Annotated in this window: 12 protein-coding genes; 9 read left to right on the top strand and 3 right to left on the bottom strand. The window is 68.2% G+C overall.

Annotation, left to right across the window (positions count from 1 at the left end; all coding sequences use genetic code 11):
• Positions 1 to 70 precede the first annotated feature (70 nt).
• Positions 71 to 2,986 carry a glycoside hydrolase family 48 protein gene (locus OHN19_RS07695; RefSeq protein WP_330263431.1) on the bottom strand — a complete coding sequence of 972 codons (2,916 nt, stop codon included), beginning with the start codon at positions 2,984 to 2,986 and terminating at the stop codon, positions 71 to 73.
• Between the two features lie 251 nt (positions 2,987 to 3,237).
• On the opposite strand from OHN19_RS07695, the gene OHN19_RS07690 reads away from it, so the two are divergent.
• Together OHN19_RS07690 and OHN19_RS07685 are read left to right on the top strand one after the other, a co-directional pair.
• Positions 3,238 to 4,716 carry a cellulase family glycosylhydrolase gene (locus tag OHN19_RS07690; protein ID WP_330263430.1) on the top strand — a complete coding sequence of 493 codons (1,479 nt, stop codon included), beginning with the start codon at positions 3,238 to 3,240 and terminating at the stop codon, positions 4,714 to 4,716.
• Between the two features lie 84 nt (positions 4,717 to 4,800).
• Entirely contained in the window at positions 4,801 to 6,513 is a 1,713-nt protein-coding gene (locus OHN19_RS07685) for a glycoside hydrolase family 6 protein (protein ID WP_330263429.1), read from the top strand.
• Positions 6,514 to 6,611: 98 nt separating this feature from the next.
• On the opposite strand, the gene OHN19_RS07680 is transcribed toward OHN19_RS07685, so the two are convergent.
• A complete protein-coding gene (locus OHN19_RS07680; RefSeq protein ID WP_330263428.1) occupies positions 6,612 to 7,388 on the bottom strand; it encodes a phytanoyl-CoA dioxygenase family protein in 777 nt (258 codons plus the stop codon).
• A gap of 147 nt (positions 7,389 to 7,535) precedes the next feature.
• Between OHN19_RS07680 and OHN19_RS07675 the strand changes: the two genes are divergently transcribed.
• Together OHN19_RS07675 and OHN19_RS07670 are read left to right on the top strand one after the other, a co-directional pair.
• Positions 7,536 to 8,429 (top strand): class I SAM-dependent methyltransferase, encoded by an 894-nt coding sequence (locus OHN19_RS07675; RefSeq protein WP_330263427.1) that lies wholly within the window; start codon positions 7,536 to 7,538, stop codon positions 8,427 to 8,429.
• 92 nt (positions 8,430 to 8,521) lie between these two features.
• Positions 8,522 to 9,223: an SDR family oxidoreductase gene (locus tag OHN19_RS07670; protein ID WP_330263426.1), complete on the top strand. Its 702-nt coding sequence runs from the start codon at positions 8,522 to 8,524 to the stop codon at positions 9,221 to 9,223.
• A 98-nt stretch (positions 9,224 to 9,321) separates the two neighbouring features.
• Here the strand turns inward: OHN19_RS07670 and OHN19_RS07665 are convergent, their stop codons facing one another.
• Entirely contained in the window at positions 9,322 to 10,158 is an 837-nt protein-coding gene (locus tag OHN19_RS07665; protein ID WP_330263425.1) for an aldo/keto reductase, read from the bottom strand.
• A 299-nt stretch (positions 10,159 to 10,457) separates the two neighbouring features.
• On the opposite strand from OHN19_RS07665, the gene OHN19_RS07660 reads away from it, so the two are divergent.
• The 5 genes from OHN19_RS07660 to OHN19_RS07640 are packed head-to-tail and all read left to right on the top strand — an operon-like array spanning position 10,458 to position 19,972.
• Positions 10,458 to 11,636: a glycoside hydrolase family 88/105 protein gene (locus OHN19_RS07660; RefSeq protein ID WP_330263424.1), complete on the top strand. Its 1,179-nt coding sequence runs from the start codon at positions 10,458 to 10,460 to the stop codon at positions 11,634 to 11,636.
• A 4-nt stretch (positions 11,637 to 11,640) separates the two neighbouring features.
• On the top strand, positions 11,641 to 12,432 hold the full coding sequence (locus OHN19_RS07655; RefSeq protein ID WP_330263423.1) for a heparin lyase I family protein: 792 nt from the start codon (positions 11,641 to 11,643) through the stop codon (positions 12,430 to 12,432).
• 12 nt (positions 12,433 to 12,444) lie between these two features.
• Positions 12,445 to 15,687: a glycosyl hydrolase family 28 protein gene (locus tag OHN19_RS07650; RefSeq protein WP_330263422.1), complete on the top strand. Its 3,243-nt coding sequence runs from the start codon at positions 12,445 to 12,447 to the stop codon at positions 15,685 to 15,687.
• Positions 15,684 to 17,933: an alpha-galactosidase gene (locus OHN19_RS07645; protein ID WP_330263421.1), complete on the top strand. Its 2,250-nt coding sequence runs from the start codon at positions 15,684 to 15,686 to the stop codon at positions 17,931 to 17,933. The genes OHN19_RS07650 and OHN19_RS07645 overlap by 4 nt, the downstream gene beginning before the upstream one ends.
• 11 nt (positions 17,934 to 17,944) lie before the next feature.
• Positions 17,945 to 19,972, top strand: coding sequence for a PQQ-dependent sugar dehydrogenase (locus OHN19_RS07640; protein ID WP_330263420.1), 2,028 nt, complete (start codon positions 17,945 to 17,947; stop codon positions 19,970 to 19,972).

The following is a 19,972-nucleotide window of genomic DNA, read 5'->3' as shown; positions in this document are numbered from 1 at the left end:
GAACTGCGCGACCAGCCACATCGGACCCGCAGTCGAAAGACCACCCAACCCGCGGAGCGCTCGGCGGGGGCTATTCCAGAAGCTCCGCATACGAACCCATGGCCAGGGCGATGTCCGCCTGAGCCCAGAACCGGTGATACGTGAACGACGGCACCGCACCTCCGGCCAGATACGCCTCGATCTTCGACCAGGCAGGATCGTCCTCGTAGAACGACCGGATCGACTCGAAGGTCGACGACGAGTTGATCGCGTCACCGTTCGGCATCGTCCCGGTCCACCCGCTCGGCACGTAGACCGAGTCGTCGAACCGGTTGTAGTCCGCGCGCGACTCCGGAACCGCGATCCCCAGGCTGTCCTGGTAGTTGTTCCACATGCCGTCCAGCAGCGACTTCGCGGTCGAGGCGGCGGCCGTGTCACCGGACCGGTCCGCGTAGTACGTCAGCGTCTTGGCGTACGCGGCGGCCACCCCGACGTCGTTCGTGTAGTCGGCCACGGTGACGTGCAGCCCGCTGTTGGCGCCGGGACTGGACGCGTTCCAGGTGTCGGGCTGCCCCGACCACTGCAGCGTGGAGGGGATCCGGTAGGTGCCGTCCGGGTTGATCGTGGTCTTGGACAGCGCCCACTTCACCCACTTGTCGAGCACCGCCTTGGCCTGCGCGTTCCCCGTCTGCTGGTAGTACTCGGCGACCCGCTCCATCGACCAGGCCTGGAAGCCGAACCACTGGTTGGACGGCGGGTCGTGGTAGACGGGCTGCTCGTCGTAGTACATGCCGTAGAAGGTCGACTTGCCGGCCGGGGGAGTGGCATAGCGGCCCGCCCAGCTGTTGGTCGCACCGCCCGCGATGGCTCCCTCGTCGGACTGGAGCCAGCGGTAGAACTCCAGCTGCCGGGACAGCGAGGTGTTCCAGTCCGCCGCGCCCGTGGCCGACTTGGGCTTGAGGTCGGCGTAGGAGCTCAGCGCGTACGCGGCCATCGGGTTCTGGTAGCCGCCGTGTGCGTGGCTGGAGCCGATGCGCCAGGCCCAGCCCGCCGAGGTGTCGGTCGCGCCGCCCCAGGCGTAGTACCAGGAGAGCAGGTACATCGAGGAGTTCTTGCCGCTGCCGGCCGCGCAGGCTGCCGGACCGACACAGTTGCCGATCTTCTTGAAGTACTTGTCGTACATGGCGTAGCGCAGGTAGTCGCCCATCTTCGCGGCCTTGCCCACGGTCGCGGAGACGTCGGAGCCCTTGCCCTGCTCCTTCGCCCACTTGTCGGCCCAGTACGCGGCCTGCACGGCCCGCGCGTCGGCGTCCGGGGCGTTGGTGAACTTCCACTGCTTGGCGTACGAAGAGTCACCGGTGAACAGGTCCAGGTAGCCGTTCTTGCCGCCGTACTTGAAAGCGTCACACGTCGGCTGCGGCACCGTCTCCCACACCGACTCCTGCGCGCCGCGCTGGAAGGTGTTGATGTACGACGGTCCGGTGTCCGCAGGCCCCGCCTCGCACTTGCCGGGCGAGTTGCCGTAGCCGTAGACGTTGTCGACGTCCTGGAGCCAGTGCATGCCGTAGACGTCGTCGGTGCCGTACGCGCTCTTCAGCTCACCGGCGATCGGGTCCGATCCCACCGGCACCCCGGTGTCCAGCTTGGCCGGGTACTCGTTGGGGGTGTCCAGCTCGGGCGCGTAGGTGGCCGGCTTGGAGGCGTTGTAGAAGGAGTTGGTGGGCTGGTCGGCGTGGGTGGGGATCATGTACTTCTCCATGATGTCCCAGGCGCCGTTGAACTTGGACCAGTCGCCGGTCACCTTGCCGTACATGGCCTGGAGCCACAGGAGGTAGCTGTACGCCTCCGACGTGGTCTCGTGGCCGTGGTCCGGAGCCTCGACGATCAGCGTCTCGACCGAGTGGTAGGGGATGCCCTCGGGGGAGAAGTAGCCGTTCGCCGGGTTGGTGATCTTGCCGTAGAGGTCCAGGAAGCGGGCGTTGTAGGTGCCCGTCGCCGCGATCTGGGTGACGTTCACCGAGGCCTTGGCGTGTCCAGTGGCCGTCGATTCGAAGGTCGCGGCTCCCGTGCCGGAGGCGTTGGCGGTGATGGTCACCGTCTGCGCGGTGTTCCAGTTCGACGGCGTGAAGGTGAGCGAGGCGCCGCCGGTCACCGAGAGACCGGTGTTGCCGCTCGTGCGGGCGGTCGTGACGGTCACGTTGGCCGAGGGCTGCGTCGACAGCTTCACGGTGTAGGTGCCCGTCTTGCCCTGCTGGACGGCCAGTTGGGTGGCCGAGGCGACGATCGCGGGACCCGAGGCGACGGTGATGCCGACCGGGGTCGACTCGGCGGACGCGCCCAGACTGTCGTAGGCCTTCGCGAGCAGCGAATGACTGCCCACGGTCAAGCCAGAGGCCGAGAGCGAGTACGGCGATGTCGTGTCGGTGCCGAGCAGCGTGGTGTTGTCGTAGAACTCCACCTTGCTGATGGTCGCGTTGTCCGCGGCGGCGGCCGTCGCGGCGAGCGGCACGGCGGTGCCCTGGGTGTAGACCGCGCCGGCGGCCGGACTGGTCAGCACGGTGATCGGCGGCTGGTGGGCGCCGGTGCAACTGGTGCCGTTGATCGCGAAGTTGGTGGGCGCGGCATTGGTGCCGCTGTAGGTGAACTGCGCCCCGGTGGAGACGGCGGCGCCCGCGGCGATCGTGCCGTTGTAACCGGCGTCCTTGACGCTGATGTTCTGGCCGGACTGGGACCAGGTGCCGTTCCAGCCGTTGCTCAGCTTCTGGTTGCCGGCGTAGGCGTACGTCAGGGTCCAGCCGTTGATGGCGTCCGTACCGCGGTTGGTGATGGTGACGTCCGCGGTGAAGCCGGAGCCCCAGTCATTGGTCTTGTAGTCGACGCTGCACTGAACTGCCGCTGCCTGTGCGGGAGTTGAAGCCGCACTCAGCATCGCGAACGGCAGTGCCATGGCCGCCACGACAGCGGTCCACAATCGCCGGACGGTCCGGCGTCTCCTGGTGGGGGGCATTGCTGGTTCCTCCTTGTGCGGCTCGGAGAAGTCAAGGCTTGAACCAGTGGGAGCGCTCCCATAGTGAGGATGGGGGTACAAGGGGTCAAGGCTTGTGAACAGTCGAAAAGATTCGACGAATGGGGTTGAGCAAAAGTCAGTGACCCCTCTGTTCTTTGCCGTCACTTGGCGCTACCTTCCTTGACACCAGTGGGAGCGATTCCATCAGTCGACGCGTCCGTCACGGCGCGCTGATCTGCAAGGAGTCGCTCATGCGACACCCCCCGCGTTCAGTACTTTTAGCCGTAGCCGGCGCGGTCGCCCTTGTGGGGTCCGTGATGGTTCCGGCGGTCACGGCGTCCGGCGCCGCACCTGCCTGCTCGGTGGAGTACACCGTCACCAGCCAGTGGGACAGCGGCTTCCAGGGGGCCGTGAAAATCACCAACAACAGCGCCGCCGTCAGCAGTTGGAGCCTCTCCTTCGGCTTCACCGGCGGTCAGAAGCTCACCCAGGGCTGGAACGCGAAGTGGTCCCAGTCCGGTACGACGGTCACCGCTGCCAACGAGAGCTACAACGGCTCCCTGGCCACCGGAGCGAGCGTCAGCGCCGGATTCATCGCGTCCTGGTCCGGGAGCAACGCCGTACCCACGTCGTTCAAGCTCAACGGCACGGCCTGCAACACGGACACCGAACCCACACCGGACCCCACGGACCCCCCGCCGGGACCCGGTGACGGCACACCCCCCGCACTGCGCGTGGCCGGCAACAAGCTCGTGGACGCGGGCGGCACCACACGCCGGCTCCTCGGCGTGAACCGGTCCGGCGGCGAGTTCATGTGCGTCCAGGGCCGCGGCATCTTCGACGGACCGGTCGACGACGCCTCGGTGAAGGCGATCGCCGACTGGAAGGCCAACACGGTCCGCATTCCCCTGAACGAGGAGTGCTGGCTGGGCCTCGCCAACATCAACCCGGCCTACGCCGGTGCGAACTACATCAACGCCGTCAAGGGCCTGGTCGCCAAGGTCAAGGCGCACGGCATGACCCCCGTGGTCGAACTGCACTGGACCTACGGGCAGTACACCGGGAACTCCGCCGGCTGCACCGACGTGCACGCCAGTTGCCAGAAGCCGATGCCCGACATGCAGTACACGCCCTCCTTCTGGGCGTCGGTGGCCAACACCTTCAAGAGCGACCCCACCGTAGTCTTCGACCTGTTCAACGAGCCCTACCCGGACCGCGCCACCACCACGACCACCCAGGCGTGGCAGTGCTGGCGGGACGGCGGCAGCTGCCCGGGCATCGGGTACGAGGTCGCCGGCATGCAGGATCTCGTCGACAGCGTGCGGGGCACCGGCGCCACCAACCTGATCCTGGCCGGCGGGATCACCTGGTCGAACGACCTCAGCCAGTGGCTGACGTACAAGCCCACCGACCCGGCGGGCAATCTCGCCGCCGCCTGGCACGTGTACAACTTCAACGCCTGCTCGAACGAGAGCTGCTGGAACTCCACGCTCGCCCCGGTGGCCGCACAAGTGCCGCTGGTGGCAGGGGAGATCGGCGAGAACACCTGCTCCCACGGATTCATCGACCAGGTCATGAAGTGGTTCGACGCCCGCGGCCTGTCGTATCTCGGCTGGACCTGGAACACCTGGGACTGCTCCTCCGGGCCCGCCCTGATCAGCGGCTACGACGGCACACCCACAGCGTTCGGCACCGGGTTGCGTGACCATCTGCGTGCCCTGAACGGATAACACCGCTCAAACGCACAGCACCCGCTCGACGCACAGCACCCGCTCGACGGACAACACCCGCGAACGAGAAGGAAACCCGCACTCATGAGTCGTACGAGAACAGCGCTCCTCGCTGCCATGGCGCTCGTCGCCGGGGCCTCCGGGACCGCGCTCGCCGTGGCCCCCGGGGAGGCCGGCATCGCCGCGATCCCCTGCACCGTGGACTACAAGGTGCAGAACCAGTGGGACACCGGCTTCACCACCGCCGTCACGATCACCAACAACAGCGCCGCCAAGTCGAGTTGGTCGCTGAAGTGGTCGTACGCCGGAAACCAGAAGGTCACCAACTTCTGGAACTCCAAGATCAGCCAGAGTGGTACCGCCGTCACCGCCACCAACGAGAGCTACAACGGCACGCTGGCCACCGGTGGTTCGGTCAGCTTCGGCTTCCAGGGCACCTACAGCGGCAGCAACGCCGTCCCGGCCACCTTCACCCTCGACGGCGTGACCTGCAACGTCGACGACGGCGGCAGCGGACCGACGAACCCACCGGACCCCGGTGGCGGCACCAAGGTCGACAACCCGTACGCGGGCGCCAAGGTGTACGTGAACCCCGAGTGGTCCGCGAAGGCCGCCGCCGAGCCCGGTGGCAGCAGGATCTCCAACCAGCCCACCGGCGTGTGGCTGGACCGGATCGCCGCGATCAACGGTGTCAACGGCGGGATGGGGCTGCGCGCCCACCTCGACAAGGCCCTGGAGCAGAAGGGCAGCGGCGAGCTCGTCGTCCAGCTGGTCATCTACAACCTGCCCGGCCGTGACTGCGCGGCGCTCGCCTCCAACGGCGAACTCGGCGCCACGGAGATCGACAAGTACAAGACGCAGTACATCGACCCGATCGCCGCGATCCTCGCCGACCCCAAGTACGCCTCGCTGCGGATCGTCAACACGATCGAGATCGACTCGCTGCCCAACCTCGTCACCAACGTGTCGCCGCGGGCCACCGCCACCGCCAACTGCGACACGATGAAGGCCAACGGCAACTACATCAAGGGCGTCGGCTACGCCCTGAACAAGCTCGGTGACGCCCCCAACGTCTACAACTACGTGGACGCCGGACACCACGGCTGGATCGGCTGGGACGACAACTTCTCGGCGACCGTCCAGACCATCAAGCAGGCGGCGACCGCCGAGGGCGCCACCGTCAACGACGTGCAGGGCTTCATCACCAACACCGCCAACTACAGCGCGCTGAAGGAGCAGTACTTCACCATCAACGACTCCGTGGCCGGCAAGTCCGTGCGCGAGTCGAAGTGGGTGGACTGGAACCGCTACACCGACGAGCTCTCCTTCGCCCAGGCCTTCCGCCAGGAGGCCGTGAACCAGGGCTTCGCCTCCGGTGTCGGCATGCTGATCGACACCTCCCGCAACGGGTGGGGCGGCTCCGCCCGTCCGACCGGGCCCGGCGCGACCACCGACGTCGACACCTACGTCAACGGTGGCCGCATCGACCGGCGCATCCATGTCGGCAACTGGTGCAACCAGGCCGGGGCCGGTCTCGGTGAGCGTCCCAAGGCCTCCCCGGCCGCCGGGATCGACGCCTACGTGTGGATCAAGCCCCCGGGTGAGTCCGACGGGTCCAGCTCCGCGATCCCGAACGACGAGGGCAAGGGCTTCGACCGGATGTGCGACCCGACGTACACCGGCAACCCGCGGAACAACAACAACATGTCGGGTGCGCTGCCGAACGCTCCGCTGTCGGGGCACTGGTTCTCGGCGCAGTTCCAGGAGCTCATGAAGAACGCGTACCCCGCGCTCTGAGTGGATGCGGGGGGCTGTGCGATGTCGGCCACGGGTCCGTTGTGGCTGGTCGCGCAGTTCCCCGCGCCCCTAAAAGCACTACGCCGCCCGGGGTCTGGTCAGTTCTCCTCGGCCAGGCCCCGGCGGATTGCGAACTCCACCGCCGAGTAGTCGCCGTCGGCGCGATCCAACTCGTAGGGCTCTGCCGGAAGAAGCGGAGGCTGCGCCATGAAGCGGGGCCTCGTGCCGTGGTGGGGCTGGGCCGCGTGGACCAGGAAGGGGTGGCAGAGGTAGACGTCGCCCGGGACACCGGTGGCGTGGGCGAGCGGACGGTGGGCCGAGGCTTGGTCCACCTTCGGGCCCAACTCCAGGAAGGACGCGCCCTGTTCGCCGTACGGCTCCAGGACCGGCGGTACGTCGAGATGGGAGCCGACGCGGATACGGGTGGGGGCGTCCTGCTCGGTGACCTCGCTGAACAGGAACAGCATCAGCAACGCGCGGTCCCTGGAGCGCAGGTTGGTGTGGTACATGCCGGCCTGCGCGTCCTCGGGAAGGTAACTGCCCTCGATGTGCCAGCCCGCGTCGTCGGGTTCCGCCGCGTGCGGAAACCGCAACGGGAAACTGCCCAGCGAGTAGCGGGAGTGCCAGCGGTTCTCGCCCACCAGCAGGTCGAAGGCCTCATGCAGCACCGGTGAGTTCACGGCCGCCGCGAACGGGCCCTGCGCCATGTCGGCCACCCAGACCACGGGGTCCTTCCAGGAGGCCGGGTCCTCACGGTCGTAGCCCGTCTCCCGCCACAGCAGCGACGCGCAGTGCTGGGCGACGCGGGGCGGGAAGGCGCCCTCGATCTTCACGAAGCCGTCTTCGAGGAAGCGCTCCACCAGTTCGTCGTGCATGCGGGTCATGGTGGTGGATGTGCCGCGCCGGCGCATCCCATTTTCTTTGCGCCCGCTTTGCCGTCATTTTTGCTGTCACGGCAACATCGCTGGCTCTTCGCGGTGCGTCGGCGCACGCTGGTCGCATCCCGAGGAGAGGCTGGCCCCATGGCGCACAACCACCACCACAACGGCACCCACGACCATGGTCACGACCACACCGACATCGACTGGTCCAGGATGGCCGAGCACCTGGAGACCCAGGCGGAACTGTTCACACCCCTGTACGAGCGGGCCCTGGCGTGGCTCGGGCACAAACAGACCGAGCCGGGGCTGATCGTCGACGCGGGGAGCGGGCCCGGGGTGCTCTCCTGTCTGCTCGCGGAGGCCTTCCCGGGGGCCCGGGTCGTCGCCGTGGACGGGGCCGAGCCCTTGCTGGAGCGGGCCCAGGACCGGGCCGCGCGACTCGGTCTCGCCGACCGCTTCGGCACCCTCGCCGGTGAACTGCCCGGGATCCTCGACGAGTTGGACTACCCCGCCGACCTGCTGTGGGCCAGCCGGAGCCTGCACCACCTGGGCGACCAGCGGGCCGGGATCGCCGCGTTCGCCTCGCGGCTGGCGCGCGGGGGCACGCTGGCGCTGATGGAAGGCGGCCTGCCGGCCCGGTTCCTGCCGCGGGACATCGGCCTCGGGCGCCCGGGGCTCCAGGCGCGGCTCGACGCGCTGGAGGAGGAGTGGTTCGCCGGCATGCGGGCGGGGCTCGCCGACTCCGTCGCCGAGGTCGAGGACTGGCCCGCACTGATGGCCTCCGCGGGCCTCCGGCACACGGGCACGCGCAGTTTCATGCTGGACCTCCCGGCACCGACGACGGACCGGGCCCGGACCTACATCGCCGCGTCGCTGGGACGGTTGCGGGAGGTCTTCGCGGAGCAGCTGGACCCGGACGACCGGGAGACGCTCGACCGGTTGCTGGACCCCGAGGACGCGGCGAGCGTGCATCGGCGGGCGGACGTGTTCCTGCTGGCGGTGCACACGGTGCACACCGCTGTGCGGACCGGGTGACACCGCCCCGCCCGGGCACTTGACTTCGAGAACGCTCCAACTGATGTACTCCCTGCCATCCACAGGAGCACAGCGGAACACAGGGGGAAGCCATGTCCGACGCACCGGTCGCGCTCATCACCGGCGGTGGCAGTGGTATCGGCGCCGCGGTCGCGCGGCAGCTGCTCGACGCGGGGCACCGGGTGGCCGTCACCGGCCGGGGGGAGGCGCGGCTCAGGGGCTTCGCCGAGGAACTCGGTGAGCCGGACGGTCTGTTGACCTTCGTCGGCAATGCCGCCGAGTACGGGGACGTCAGGGCCGCCGTCGACGGCACACTCAAGGAGTTCGGGCGGCTGGACACCGTCATCGCCAACGCCGGCTTCGCCACGCACGACACCGTGGCCGCCGGCGACCCGGCCGGCTGGAGCGAGATGGTGCTGACCAACGTCCTCGGCCCCGCGCTCCTCATCCGCGCCTCCATCGACGCGCTCAAGGAGACCCGCGGCCGGATCGTGCTGATCGGCAGCGTCGCCGGGTTCGTCCACGGGCCCGGCAACATCTACGGGGCGACGAAGTGGGCGGTGACCGGGCTCGCCGAGAACGCCCGGCGTGAGGTGACGGAGTTCGGCGTCGGGGTCACCCTGGTCGCCCCGGGGCGCGTGGAGACGCCGTTCTGGGACAGCTACGGCAGCCTGCCGCCCGGCCACCTGCTCACCGCGGACCAGATCGCCGACTCGGTGGTGTGGGCCGTACGGCAGCCGGAGGGCGTCGACATCAACACCGTGGTCGTACGGCCGATCGGGCAGCCCGTCTGACCCGCGGGGTCATGCACGGTCCGGCTGATGCCGGACACACGACGGCCGGCGGTGGCCCCCTGCGACAGGGGCCCACCGCCGGCCGAACCGCTGTGCCGTCAGGCGGCGTTGAACGTCGACGGGTCCGGGCCGAGGCGCCGGTCCTCGTTGAGCGCGCTGATCGCCGCCAGGTCCTCGGTGTCCAGGCTGAAGTCGAAGACCTCGATGTTCTCCTTGATCCGCGAAGGGGTCACGGACTTCGGGATCACGACATTGCCGAGCTGGAGGTGCCAGCGCAGCACGATCTGGGCCGGGGTGCGGCCGTGCTTCTGGGCGATGGCCACGATGGCCGGGACCTCAAGGAGGCCCTTGCCGGAGCCGAGCGGCGACCAGGCCTCGGTCGCGATGCCCTGCTCCGCGTGGTACTCGCGGGCCGCGTGCTGCTGGAGGTGCGGGTGCAGCTCGATCTGGTCGACGGCCGGGACGACGGACGTCTCCTCGATCAGCCGCCGCAGGTGCTCGGGCTCGAAGTTGGAGACGCCGATCGCCTTGATCCGGCCGTCGGCGTGCAGCTTCTCGAACGCCTTGTAGGTGTCCACGTACAGGTCGCGGGAGGGCGTCGGCCAGTGGATCAGGTACAGGTCCAGATAGTCCAGGCCGAGCTTGTCCAGCGAGGTGTCGAAGGCGCGCAGAGTCGCGTCGTAGCCCTGGTCGCTGTTCCAGAGCTTGGTGGTGACGAAGATGTCCTCGCGGGGCACCCCGGACGCCGCGATGGCCTTGCCGGTGCCCTCTTCATTGCCGTAGATCGCCGCTGTGTCGATGCTGCGGTACCCGGCCTCCAACGCCGTGCTGACCGCGCGCTCCGCCTCGGCGTCCGGCACCTGCCAGACGCCGAAGCCCAACTGGGGCATCTCGACGCCGTTGTTGAGGATGATCGGGGGGACCTTGCTGCTCACGAGCTCTTGATCCTTACGGTTGTCGTCAGGTGGTACTCCCATCGTCAACGATCACGGGCCGTGATGCATTCCTGACCGCGGAATCCGTCCGAACTGACCCGCCGGTCAGCAGCCGATGGCTGAAATTGGCCGGAAATGCATCCGATCTCTTCGGTACAGACCATTGACCGCTGACGGTCCTGCCGCGACTCTGGATCGCGCCAACCGAGCGGAATTCTGAACTCAGTTCACGTACATGAATCCGCGTTGGCTTTCATCCGATGTTTCCCGTGTCTCCTGACTCACGGAGAGGGAGGAACATGAGACGCCGTCGTCTGCGTACGGCACTGACGACCCTCGCGCTCGCCGCCGTGACCCTGGTCACCGTGCCGGCGGCCGCACCCCCGCCCACCGGCCCCTCCACCGCCCAGGGCCCGGACCGGGACTGGTCCGTCGCCATGGTCGACTCCACCATGGCCCGCTACACGCCGAGCACCATCGGAGGCTGGTCCTACCCGGTCGGCCTGTATCTCTACGGCCAGTACCTCACCTACCGGCGCACCCACGACGCCCGCTACCTCGCGTACATCAAGAGCTACGTCGACCGGTTCGTCGGCGCCGACGGCTCCATCGGCCAGTCCTTCAACAGCCTGGACAGCATGCAGGCCGGCCGGCTGCTGGTGATCCTCCACCACGAGACGGGCGAGGCCCGCTACCGGACCGCCGCGCGCAAGATCCTCGACCGCCTCGCCACCTACCCGCGCACGGACGACGGCGGCTTCTGGCATGCCGACACCGCGAGCCGCGCCCACCAACTCTGGTCGGACGGCGTCTACATGGTGAACCCGTTCCTCGTCGAGTACGGCGCGGAGTTCGGCGAGAGCGGGAGCACGGACGCCGAGGCGGTACGTCAACTCGCGGTCTACGGCGGCCATCTCCAGGTCGCGAACGGGCTGCTGAGACACGCCTACGACGAGTCGAAGAGCGTGAGCTGGGCCGATCCGGACACGGGGCTCGCCCCCGAGCACTGGTGCCGGGCGGTCGGCTGGTACTCCATGGCGCTCGTCAATGTCCTCGACGCCGTCCCGGCGGACCAGCCCCGTCGTCCCCGGCTCCTCGCCATCCTGCGGAAGCTGGCGGCCGGCCTGGAGAAGTACCAGGACCCGGCGACCGGCCGCTGGTTCCAGGTGATCGACAAGGGCGGCCGGAGCGACAACTGGACCGAGACGTCCTGCTCCAGCATGTTCACCTACGCCCTCTCGCGCGGCGCCGAGCGCGGCTATCTGGCCCCGCGCTACGCCGCCGTGGCCCGGCGCGGCTACCAGGGCGTCCTGGCGAAGCTGTCGGTCGGCTCCGACGGCCGTACCGAACTCGCCGACATCTCGGTCGGCACCAACGTCGGCGACTACGCGTACTACGTCGCCCGTACCCGGGCCGTCAACGACTTCCACGGCCTGGGCGCCTTCCTGATCATGAACGAACAACTGCGAGGTGATTAGTGTCATGAGCACATCACGAAGGGTGCTGCTGGGCGCCGCGCTGGGCGGTGCCACGGCCGCCGCGGTCGGTCTGCCGACCGCGACCACCGCCCACGCCGCCTCCTGGCAGCAGAAGTGGGCCCCGTCCGCGAGCGGTGACGGCCTGGGCGCCTTCGAGACGATCGAGGACGACCGCGCCGACTCGCACCCCGGCGGTCGGCCGCACATCTACGCCACCGGCAACAACTGGCGGTTCGACATGCACACCGTCGACCGCGACACCTCCACCGACCGCCAGCGCCAGGAGGTCACCGGGCTCCGCAACGGCAGCGGCGGCAACTACCTGAAGTGGACCAAGGGCCAGACCTGGCGGCTCACCTACTCGATGTACATCCCGAGCTCCCTGAAGGCGACCACGACCTTCACCCACATCATGCAGATGAAGCAGCCCGGCAGCGGCACCTCGCCGATCGTCGTGCAGTCCCTGCGCCGGGTGAACGGCAAACAGACCATCGAGCTGAAGCTCGCCATCGACGACATCCTCGTCGGCCGCACCGACCTGGACCCGCTGCACGACAAGTGGACCGACGTCGACTTCCAGATCAAGGTCGGCGACGGCTCGGCCGGTTCGGTCCGCTGGATCCTGAAGTCCGGCGGCTCGACCGTCATCGACGCGTCCAAGACCGGCGTCGACACCTTCCTGGCCGACCGCGTCCGCCCGAAGTGGGGCATCTACCGCTCCCTCGGCGACACCTCCGGCTCCCTCCAGAACACCTACCTGCTGCTCACCAACCTGCGCGGCTACCAACTCGTCTGAGGAGCCGGCACCTTGACACCCCCCACCACTGCTCCACGCGCGCGAGGGGCGGCGATCGTCCTCTTCGTCGTCGCCCTCGTCCTCGGACTCGGCCACCCTGCGGCCCCGGCCACCCCGCGGGGCCCGTCCCCGGCCGCCGCCGTCTTCGACGTACGCGACTACGGCGCCAAGGGAGACGGCTCCGCCAACGACACCCCCGCCGTCAACAAGGCGATCACCGCGGCGAGTTCGGCGGCGGGCGGCGGAGTCGTGCGCTTCCCGCCCGGTGACTACAAGTCGAAGAACACCATCCACATGAAGAGCCATGTGACGCTCCGGCTAGACAAGGGCGCCACCCTCCAGGGCTCCAGCGCCGACACCTACGACAAGGCCGAGTCCAACCCGTACGACGCCTACCAGGACTACGGGCACAGCCACTTCCGCAACGCGATGATCCACGGCGACCGGCTGACCGACATCGGCTTCGTCGGCGAGGGCGTCATCGACGGCATGGGCAACCTGATCACCGGCAACCCCAAGTCCGGCGAGGCCGACAAGATCATCTCGCTGACCCGGTGCGACGGACTCACGATCGGCGACGGCCTCACCCTCCGCCGCGGCGGCCACTTCGCGGCGCTGATCAACGGCTGCACGAACGTCACCTCGGACCACCTGACCATCGACACCGCGAGCGACCGTGACGGCTGGAACATCATCTCCACGACGAACGTCACGGTGACCAACGCGAACATCAGGGCCAACGACGACGCCCTGGTCTTCAAGAGCGACTACGCCCTCGGCGCCAAGCTCCCCAACGGCCACGTCCGCGTCAACGACAGCTTCCTGTCGGCCCGTTGCTGCAACGCCCTCATGTTCGGCTCGGAGACCTGCGGCGACTTCTCGGACTACCGGTTCGAGAACATCCGGATCGACGGCGCCGACAAGTCCGGCCTCGGCATGGTGTCGATGGACGGCGCGAAGATCTCCGACGTCCACTACCGCGACATCACGATGACGAACGTGCACTCGCCGATCATGCAGAAGATCGGTACGCGAAAGCGGTGCGGAAACAGCCCCGGGGTCGGATCGACCAGCGACATCACGTACGACGACATCACGGCCACCGGCAGCAGCCCGTCCTTCAGCCCGACCCTGTGGGGCGAGACCGGCCACCGCATCAAGGGCGTGACCTTCACCAACGTCGACATCACGGTCCCGGGCGGCTCCGGCACCATGTCCACCGGTGTGCCGGCCAACGACCCTAACGACTACAACCCCAAGGCCATCGGCACCCGGCCGGCCTACGGCTGGTACCTCCACAACGCCGACGACATCCGGTTCACCGACAGCTCGGTGAAGTTCGCCGCGGACGACGGCCGCCCGGCGTTCATCGTCAACGCGGCCGACGGCATCCGGCTCACCCGGTTCACCGCGCAGAAGGGCTCCGGCTCCCCGTACGACGTGGGCCTCCAGGACGCCACCGGCGTCTGCCTGACGGACAGTCACAACACCTCCGGGGGCGCCCTGCGGATCTCGGGAAGCCAGGACTGCGGCAGTACGGCAGTGAAGCCGCTCGACCTCGAGAACCCCCGCCAGGACTTCCTGCGCGACTCCGTCGGCGGCCTCTTCCTGCACTGGGGCCTGCGCACCGCACCGGCCCACACCAGCTGCACCGCCTGGGAGAACGACGTCACGAACGGGGGCTGGAGTCCCGACTACTGGGTCAAGGAGGCCCAGAAGCTGCACACCCAGTACCTCGTCCTGGCCAGCTTCCACAGCCGCCTCGGCTACGCCCGCCCCTGGCCTTCCAGGATCCCCGGCTCCTGCTCCACCGAGCGGGACTTCCTCGGCGAGCTGATCACCGCCGCCAAGGCCAAGGGCATGAAGGTCATCCTCTACATGACCAACGACCCCCAGTGGCACGACGAGGGCGGCCACGAGTGGCTCGACTCCGCCGCCTACTCCTCCTACAAGGGCAAGAACGTCGACCTGACCACCAACGACGGCTTCGGGCAGTTCAGTTATGACAACTTCTTCGAGGTCATGGACCGCTATCCCGAGCTCGGCGGCTTCTGGATCGACAACGACAGCTCCTACTGGGAGAGCCACGACCTCTACCGGCAGATCTACGACAAGCGCCCGAACTACACGCTCAGCAACAACAACGAAGACACGCCGATCATGGACATGATCAGCAATGAGCAGAAGACGGGCATGACCCCGGCCTACGACTACCCGCAGGCCGTCTACACCGCCCAACCCCGCCTCACCGAAGCTGACTTCAAGCTCCCGTCGACCGGTGCCTGGTGGTACAGCGGCTCGGACCCCTCCGTCGACCGCGCGCTCACCCTCGGCCGCCTGATCACCAACGCGGGCTCCTCGGTGAAGGCGCTGATGGCGGAGACCGCCCAGGTCAACGGCACGTTCCCGGCCAACCAGGCCGCCTTCAACACCTTCGCCGACTCCTACCTCGACCCCATCTGGGAGTCCCTGCACGGCACCGAGGGCGGCGGCTACCTGTACGGCGGCCTCAAACCCGGCGCCTGGAACGACGGCGCCTACGGCGTCACGACCATCGCGAAGGCCGACGCCGACCGGCAGTACGTGCACGTCCTGACCCCGCCGAGCACCAGCACCCTGCGCGTGCGGGACAACGGCTACCGCATCGCCTCGGTCACCAACCTCCGTACCGGCAAAGCCGTTTCCTGGTCCCAGTCCGGCGGCGTGCTCACCCTGACCGGCCTGGGCGACTGGGACCCGTACGACACCGTCTTCAAGGTCACCACCGCCGGCCGCCAGGGCATCCTCACCGGCGTCAAGGTGAGCGCGAGCGCCTCGGCGAGCGGGCACACGGGCCAGGCCGCCGGTGACCGCGACTACCTCACCTACTGGGACAGCAACAAGACGCTGCCGGTGAACCTCACCTTCGACCTCGGCTCGGCGAAGAAGGTGCAGTACCTCGGCCTCAACCAGCGCGAGGACTCCGTCGCCTACGCCCGCTCGGACACCGAGCAGTCCGCGCGGATCAAGGACTACAAGGTGTACCTGAGCAATGACGGCTCGACCTGGGGGAGCGCGGTCAAGACCGGTCAGCTGCCAAGTCGGCGCGGAATCCAGGGCATTGACCTGACCGCCGCCAACGCCCGCTACGTCCGCCTGGAGGTCGACACCACCTGGGCCGCTGCCACCGACACCACCCGCTACAAGCGCCTGCGCATCGACGAGGCGTGGATCGGCACGTCGTACGCCACACCCGCGAACGGGGGACAGTCATGATCCGTGTCAGATCGCTCACGGCCACGGTGGTCGGCCTGCTCCTCGCCGCGATGGTGCCGCTCATGAGCAGCGCCCATCCGGCGGCCGCCTCCGACAACGGCCAGTCCGTCCGGCCCGCCATGGGCTGGTCCAGCTGGAGCTTCGTGCGCCGCACGCCCACCGAGGCGAAGATCAAGGCGCAGGCCGACGCCCTGGTCGCCAATGGCCTCAAGGACCACGGCTTCGTGTACGTCAACCTCGACGACTTCTGGCAGAAGTGCGACTCCGACGGCTTCGTCGTCGACTCCTACGGCCGCTGGACCGTCGACTCCGCCAAGTTCCCCTCCGGCATCAAGGCCCTCGCCGACTACATCCACTCCAAGGGCCTGAAGTTCGGCTTCTACGTCACGCCCGGCATCGCGAAGAACGCCGTGCTGAAGAACACGCCGATCGAGGGCACCCCGTACCACGCGAAGGACATCGCGGACACCTCGAAGACCGAGAAGAACTACAACTGCAAGAACATGTACTACATCGACTACTCCAAGCCGGGCTCCCAGGAATTCGTCAACTCGTGGGCCAAGCAGTTCGCGTCCTGGGGTGTCGACTACCTGAAGATCGACGGGGTGGGCAGTGCCGACATCCCCGACGTCCAGGCCTGGGACAAGGCACTCAGGGCGAGCGGACGGTCCATCAACTACGCGCTCTCCAACAACCTTCCGATCGCCGACGCCACCACCTGGCGCAAGCTGGCCAACAGTTGGCGCACCCAGGGTGACGTGGAGTGCTACTGCGGACCCGGCTCCAACGGCAGCGGCTATCCGCTCACCGACTGGTCCCACGTCTCCAAGCGCTTCGACTCGGCCGCCTCCTGGCAGCCGTACGCCGGACCGGGCGGCTGGAACGACCTGGACTCACTGGAGATCGGCAACGGCGACCAGGTGGGCCTGGCCGCCGACCAGCGGCGCTCCCACTTCACCCTGTGGGCGATGGCGGCCTCACCCCTGCTGCTCGGCACCGACCTCACCCACCTCGACTCCGTCGACAAGGCGATGCTGACCAACGACCGGCTGATCGGCGTGGACCAGGACGGGGTCGCGGCCAAGCGGATCGTCAACAGCGGTGTGCGCCAGGTCTGGAGCAAGAAGGAGAGCGACGGCCAGTACGTCGTGGCCCTGTTCAACACCGGCACCTCGGGCAACGCGACCGTGAGCGTGGACTGGTCGCAGGTCGGCTTCACCGGCCCCGGTGACGTCACCGACCTGTGGTCCGGCGCGCACAAGGGCGTGATCGCAAACTCCTACAGCGCGACCCTGCGCCCGGGCGAGACCCGGCTCATCCGCGTCAAGCCCGTCAACTCCCTGAAGGCAGCTGCTGCTTCACCGGGCATGGCCGTCGCCCCCTACGAGTACCTCGGCTGGGGCAGCCCCCAGAACCCCACGGCCGTGATGTCCGCGACCGGCGTCAAGTGGTTCACGCTCGCCTTCATCCTCTCCGACGGCACCTGCAACCCGAAGTGGGACGGCTCCCGCCCGCTCACCGGCGGCGACGACCAGGCGAAGATCAACGCGATCAGAGGGGCCGGCGGGGACGTGATGGTCTCCGTGGGCGGCTGGAGCGGTGCGAAGCTCGGCGAGAAGTGCTCCAGCGCCTCGGCGCTCGCCGGCGCGTACCAGAAGGTGATCAACGCCTACCAGCTGAAGGCTTTCGACATCGACATCGAGAACACCGAGTGGTCCAACGCGACCGTACGGCAGCGGGTCGTCGACGCGCTGAAGACGGTCAAGGCGAACAACCCGGGCCTGAAGACCGTCATCACCTTCGGCACCACGACCAGCGGCCCCGACGCCACCGGCGTCGACATGATCAAGCGGGCCGCCAACTCGGGCCTGGCGAACGACGTGTGGTGCATCATGCCGTTCGACTTCGGCGGCGGCACCACGAACATGGGCACCCTCACCACCCAGGCCATGGAGGGCCTCAAGGCCCGCGTCAAGTCGGCCTACGGCTACAGCGACGCCACCGCCTACGCCCACATCGGCCTGTCGTCGATGAACGGCAGGACCGACGACTCCGGTGAGCGTGTCCGCGTCGCCGACTTCAAGACCATGCTCGCCTATGCCCAGCAGCACCACATCGGGCGCCTCACCTACTGGTCCGTCAACCGCGACCGCCCCTGCGGCTCGGGCACCGACGGCGACGCGTGCAGCGGCGTGACGCAGCAGCCGTACGACTACCTCAAGGTCTTCACCCAGTACACGGGCTGAAGGGAACATCCGTGAAGAACAGCAGACTTCTTCCCTACGGCCTCGCCGCCGCCCTCGCTCTGCCGCTCGCCGGCCTGAGTCAGGGCAGCGCGCTCGCGGCCACCGACTACCAGGCCGAGGACGCGACCGTCGTGCAGGGCACGGTGGCCACCAATCACACCGGTTACACGGGCACCGGCTTCGTCGACTACACCAACGTCCAGGGCTCGTACGTGGAGTTCACGGTCAGCGCGGCCTCCGCGGGCACCACGGCGGTCACCTTCCGCTACGCCAACGGGACCGCCACCGATCGCCCCATGGACCTCTCCGTGAACGGTACGGTCGTGTCGCCGGCCGTCTCCTTCCCGGCCACCGCCGACTGGAACACGTGGGTCACCAAGACCGTCAACCTTCCCCTCACCGCGGGCTCCGCGAAGATCCGCGCGACCGCCACCACCGCCGCCGGAGGCCCCAACCTCGACCGCATCGGCGTCGACGCGGCCACCGACTCCCAGGCCCCGAGCCGCCCCGGACAGCCCAGTTGCTCCGACATCGGCGAGAACGCGCTCACGCTGGCCTGGGGCGCCGCCACCGACAACGTGGGTGTGACGGCGTACGACCTCTACGAGCACGGCAACAAGATCGGTGAGGCGTCCGGCGGTTCGACCAGCAATGTAATCACCGGCCTCACCCCCGGCACCACCTACAACCTGACCGTCATCGCCCGAGACGCGGCAGGCAACACCTCACCGGCGAGCCCCGTCGTCGACTGCACCACCAAGCCCAGCTCCGACACCACCCCGCCGACCAAACCCGGCACCCTGTCCGCGGCCGACGTCACGGCGAACAGCGCCGCACTGAGCTGGGGCGCCGCCACCGACGACCGGGCGGTCGCCGGCTACGACGTGCGCAGCGACAGCACCGTCTACAAGTCCGTCACCGGCACCTCGACCACGCTGACCGGGCTCGCCTGCAACAGCCCGTACAGCCTGAACGTCGTCGCCCGTGACGCGGCCGGCAACGTCTCCCAGCCGAGCAACACGGTCACCTTCACCACCAAGGCGTGCGCCACCGACGGCGGCGTCCCGTCCTCCGTCGCCACCCTCTCCTCCGGCTGGACCATCCCCTGGGGCGTCTTCTGGCTGCCCGACGGCAAGAGCGCGCTGGTCACCGAGCGGGACGACTTCCGGGTCTGGAAGGTCACCAAGGACGGTACGAAGACGCAGGTCGGCACCGTCCCGAACGCCGTCACCACCAACGGCGAGGGCGGACTGCTCGGCGTCGCCGTCGACCCGAAGTGGGAGACCAACCACCACGTCTACTTCATGCACACCGCGTCCGAGGGCAACCGGGTGGTCCGCATGACGTACGACGGGACCGCCCTGAGCGACTACACGGTCCTCCTGCAAGGCATCAAGAAGAACCGCTACCACAACGGCGGCCGCCTCGCCTTCGGCCCCGACGGCTACCTCTACGTCTCCACCGGCGAGGCACAGACCCCGGACCTGGCGCAGGACAAGAACTCCCTCAACGGCAAGATCCTGCGCATGACGACGGACGGGAAACCGGCCCCGGGCAACCCGTTCGGCAACCTCGTCTACAGCCTCGGCCACCGCAACCCGCAGGGCCTCGCCTTCGACCGCAACGGCCGCCTGTGGGAAGCGGAGTTCGGCAACAGCTCCAAGGACGAACTCAACCTGATCAAGCCCGGCGCCAACTACGGCTGGCCGGTCTGCGAGGGCACCTGCTCCACCGCGGGCATGACCAACCCGAAGGCCACCTGGAACGTCTCGGAGGCCTCGCCGAGCGGCATCGCGATCGTGCGCAACGTCGTCTACATGGCATCCCTGCGCGGGGAGCGGCTGTGGCGGATCCCGATCAACGGCGACAACGAGAGCGTGGGCACGCCGACCGCGTACTACGTGGGCACCTACGGCCGGCTGCGCACGGTCACCAAGGTGCCGGGCGCCGACCAGCTGTGGCTGTCGACCACCAACTGCGACAACAACGGAGGAGCGGCGGACGGATCGGACAAGATCTTTCGCGTGACGATCAGCTGA

It is taken from the genome of Streptomyces griseorubiginosus (assembly GCF_036345115.1).
GTDB lineage: Bacteria > Actinomycetota > Actinomycetes > Streptomycetales > Streptomycetaceae > Streptomyces > Streptomyces griseorubiginosus_C.
This window is presented reverse-complemented; position numbering and strand designations above follow the sequence as displayed.

What these genes read in the sequence shown, in the direction of transcription:
- OHN19_RS07680 (WP_330263428.1), bottom strand. Translation starts at nt 7,388, where the DNA reads ATGCACGACGAACTGGTGGAGCGCTTCCTCGAAGACGGCTTCGTGAAG.
- OHN19_RS07655 (WP_330263423.1), top strand. Translation starts at nt 11,641, where the DNA reads ATGAGCACATCACGAAGGGTGCTGCTGGGCGCCGCGCTGGGCGGTGCC.
- OHN19_RS07690 (WP_330263430.1), top strand. Translation starts at nt 3,238, where the DNA reads ATGCGACACCCCCCGCGTTCAGTACTTTTAGCCGTAGCCGGCGCGGTC.
- OHN19_RS07695 (WP_330263431.1), bottom strand. Translation starts at nt 2,986, where the DNA reads ATGCCCCCCACCAGGAGACGCCGGACCGTCCGGCGATTGTGGACCGCT.
- OHN19_RS07675 (WP_330263427.1), top strand. Translation starts at nt 7,536, where the DNA reads ATGGCGCACAACCACCACCACAACGGCACCCACGACCATGGTCACGAC.
- OHN19_RS07660 (WP_330263424.1), top strand. Translation starts at nt 10,458, where the DNA reads ATGAGACGCCGTCGTCTGCGTACGGCACTGACGACCCTCGCGCTCGCC.
- OHN19_RS07670 (WP_330263426.1), top strand. Translation starts at nt 8,522, where the DNA reads ATGTCCGACGCACCGGTCGCGCTCATCACCGGCGGTGGCAGTGGTATC.
- OHN19_RS07685 (WP_330263429.1), top strand. Translation starts at nt 4,801, where the DNA reads ATGAGTCGTACGAGAACAGCGCTCCTCGCTGCCATGGCGCTCGTCGCC.
- OHN19_RS07645 (WP_330263421.1), top strand. Translation starts at nt 15,684, where the DNA reads ATGATCCGTGTCAGATCGCTCACGGCCACGGTGGTCGGCCTGCTCCTC.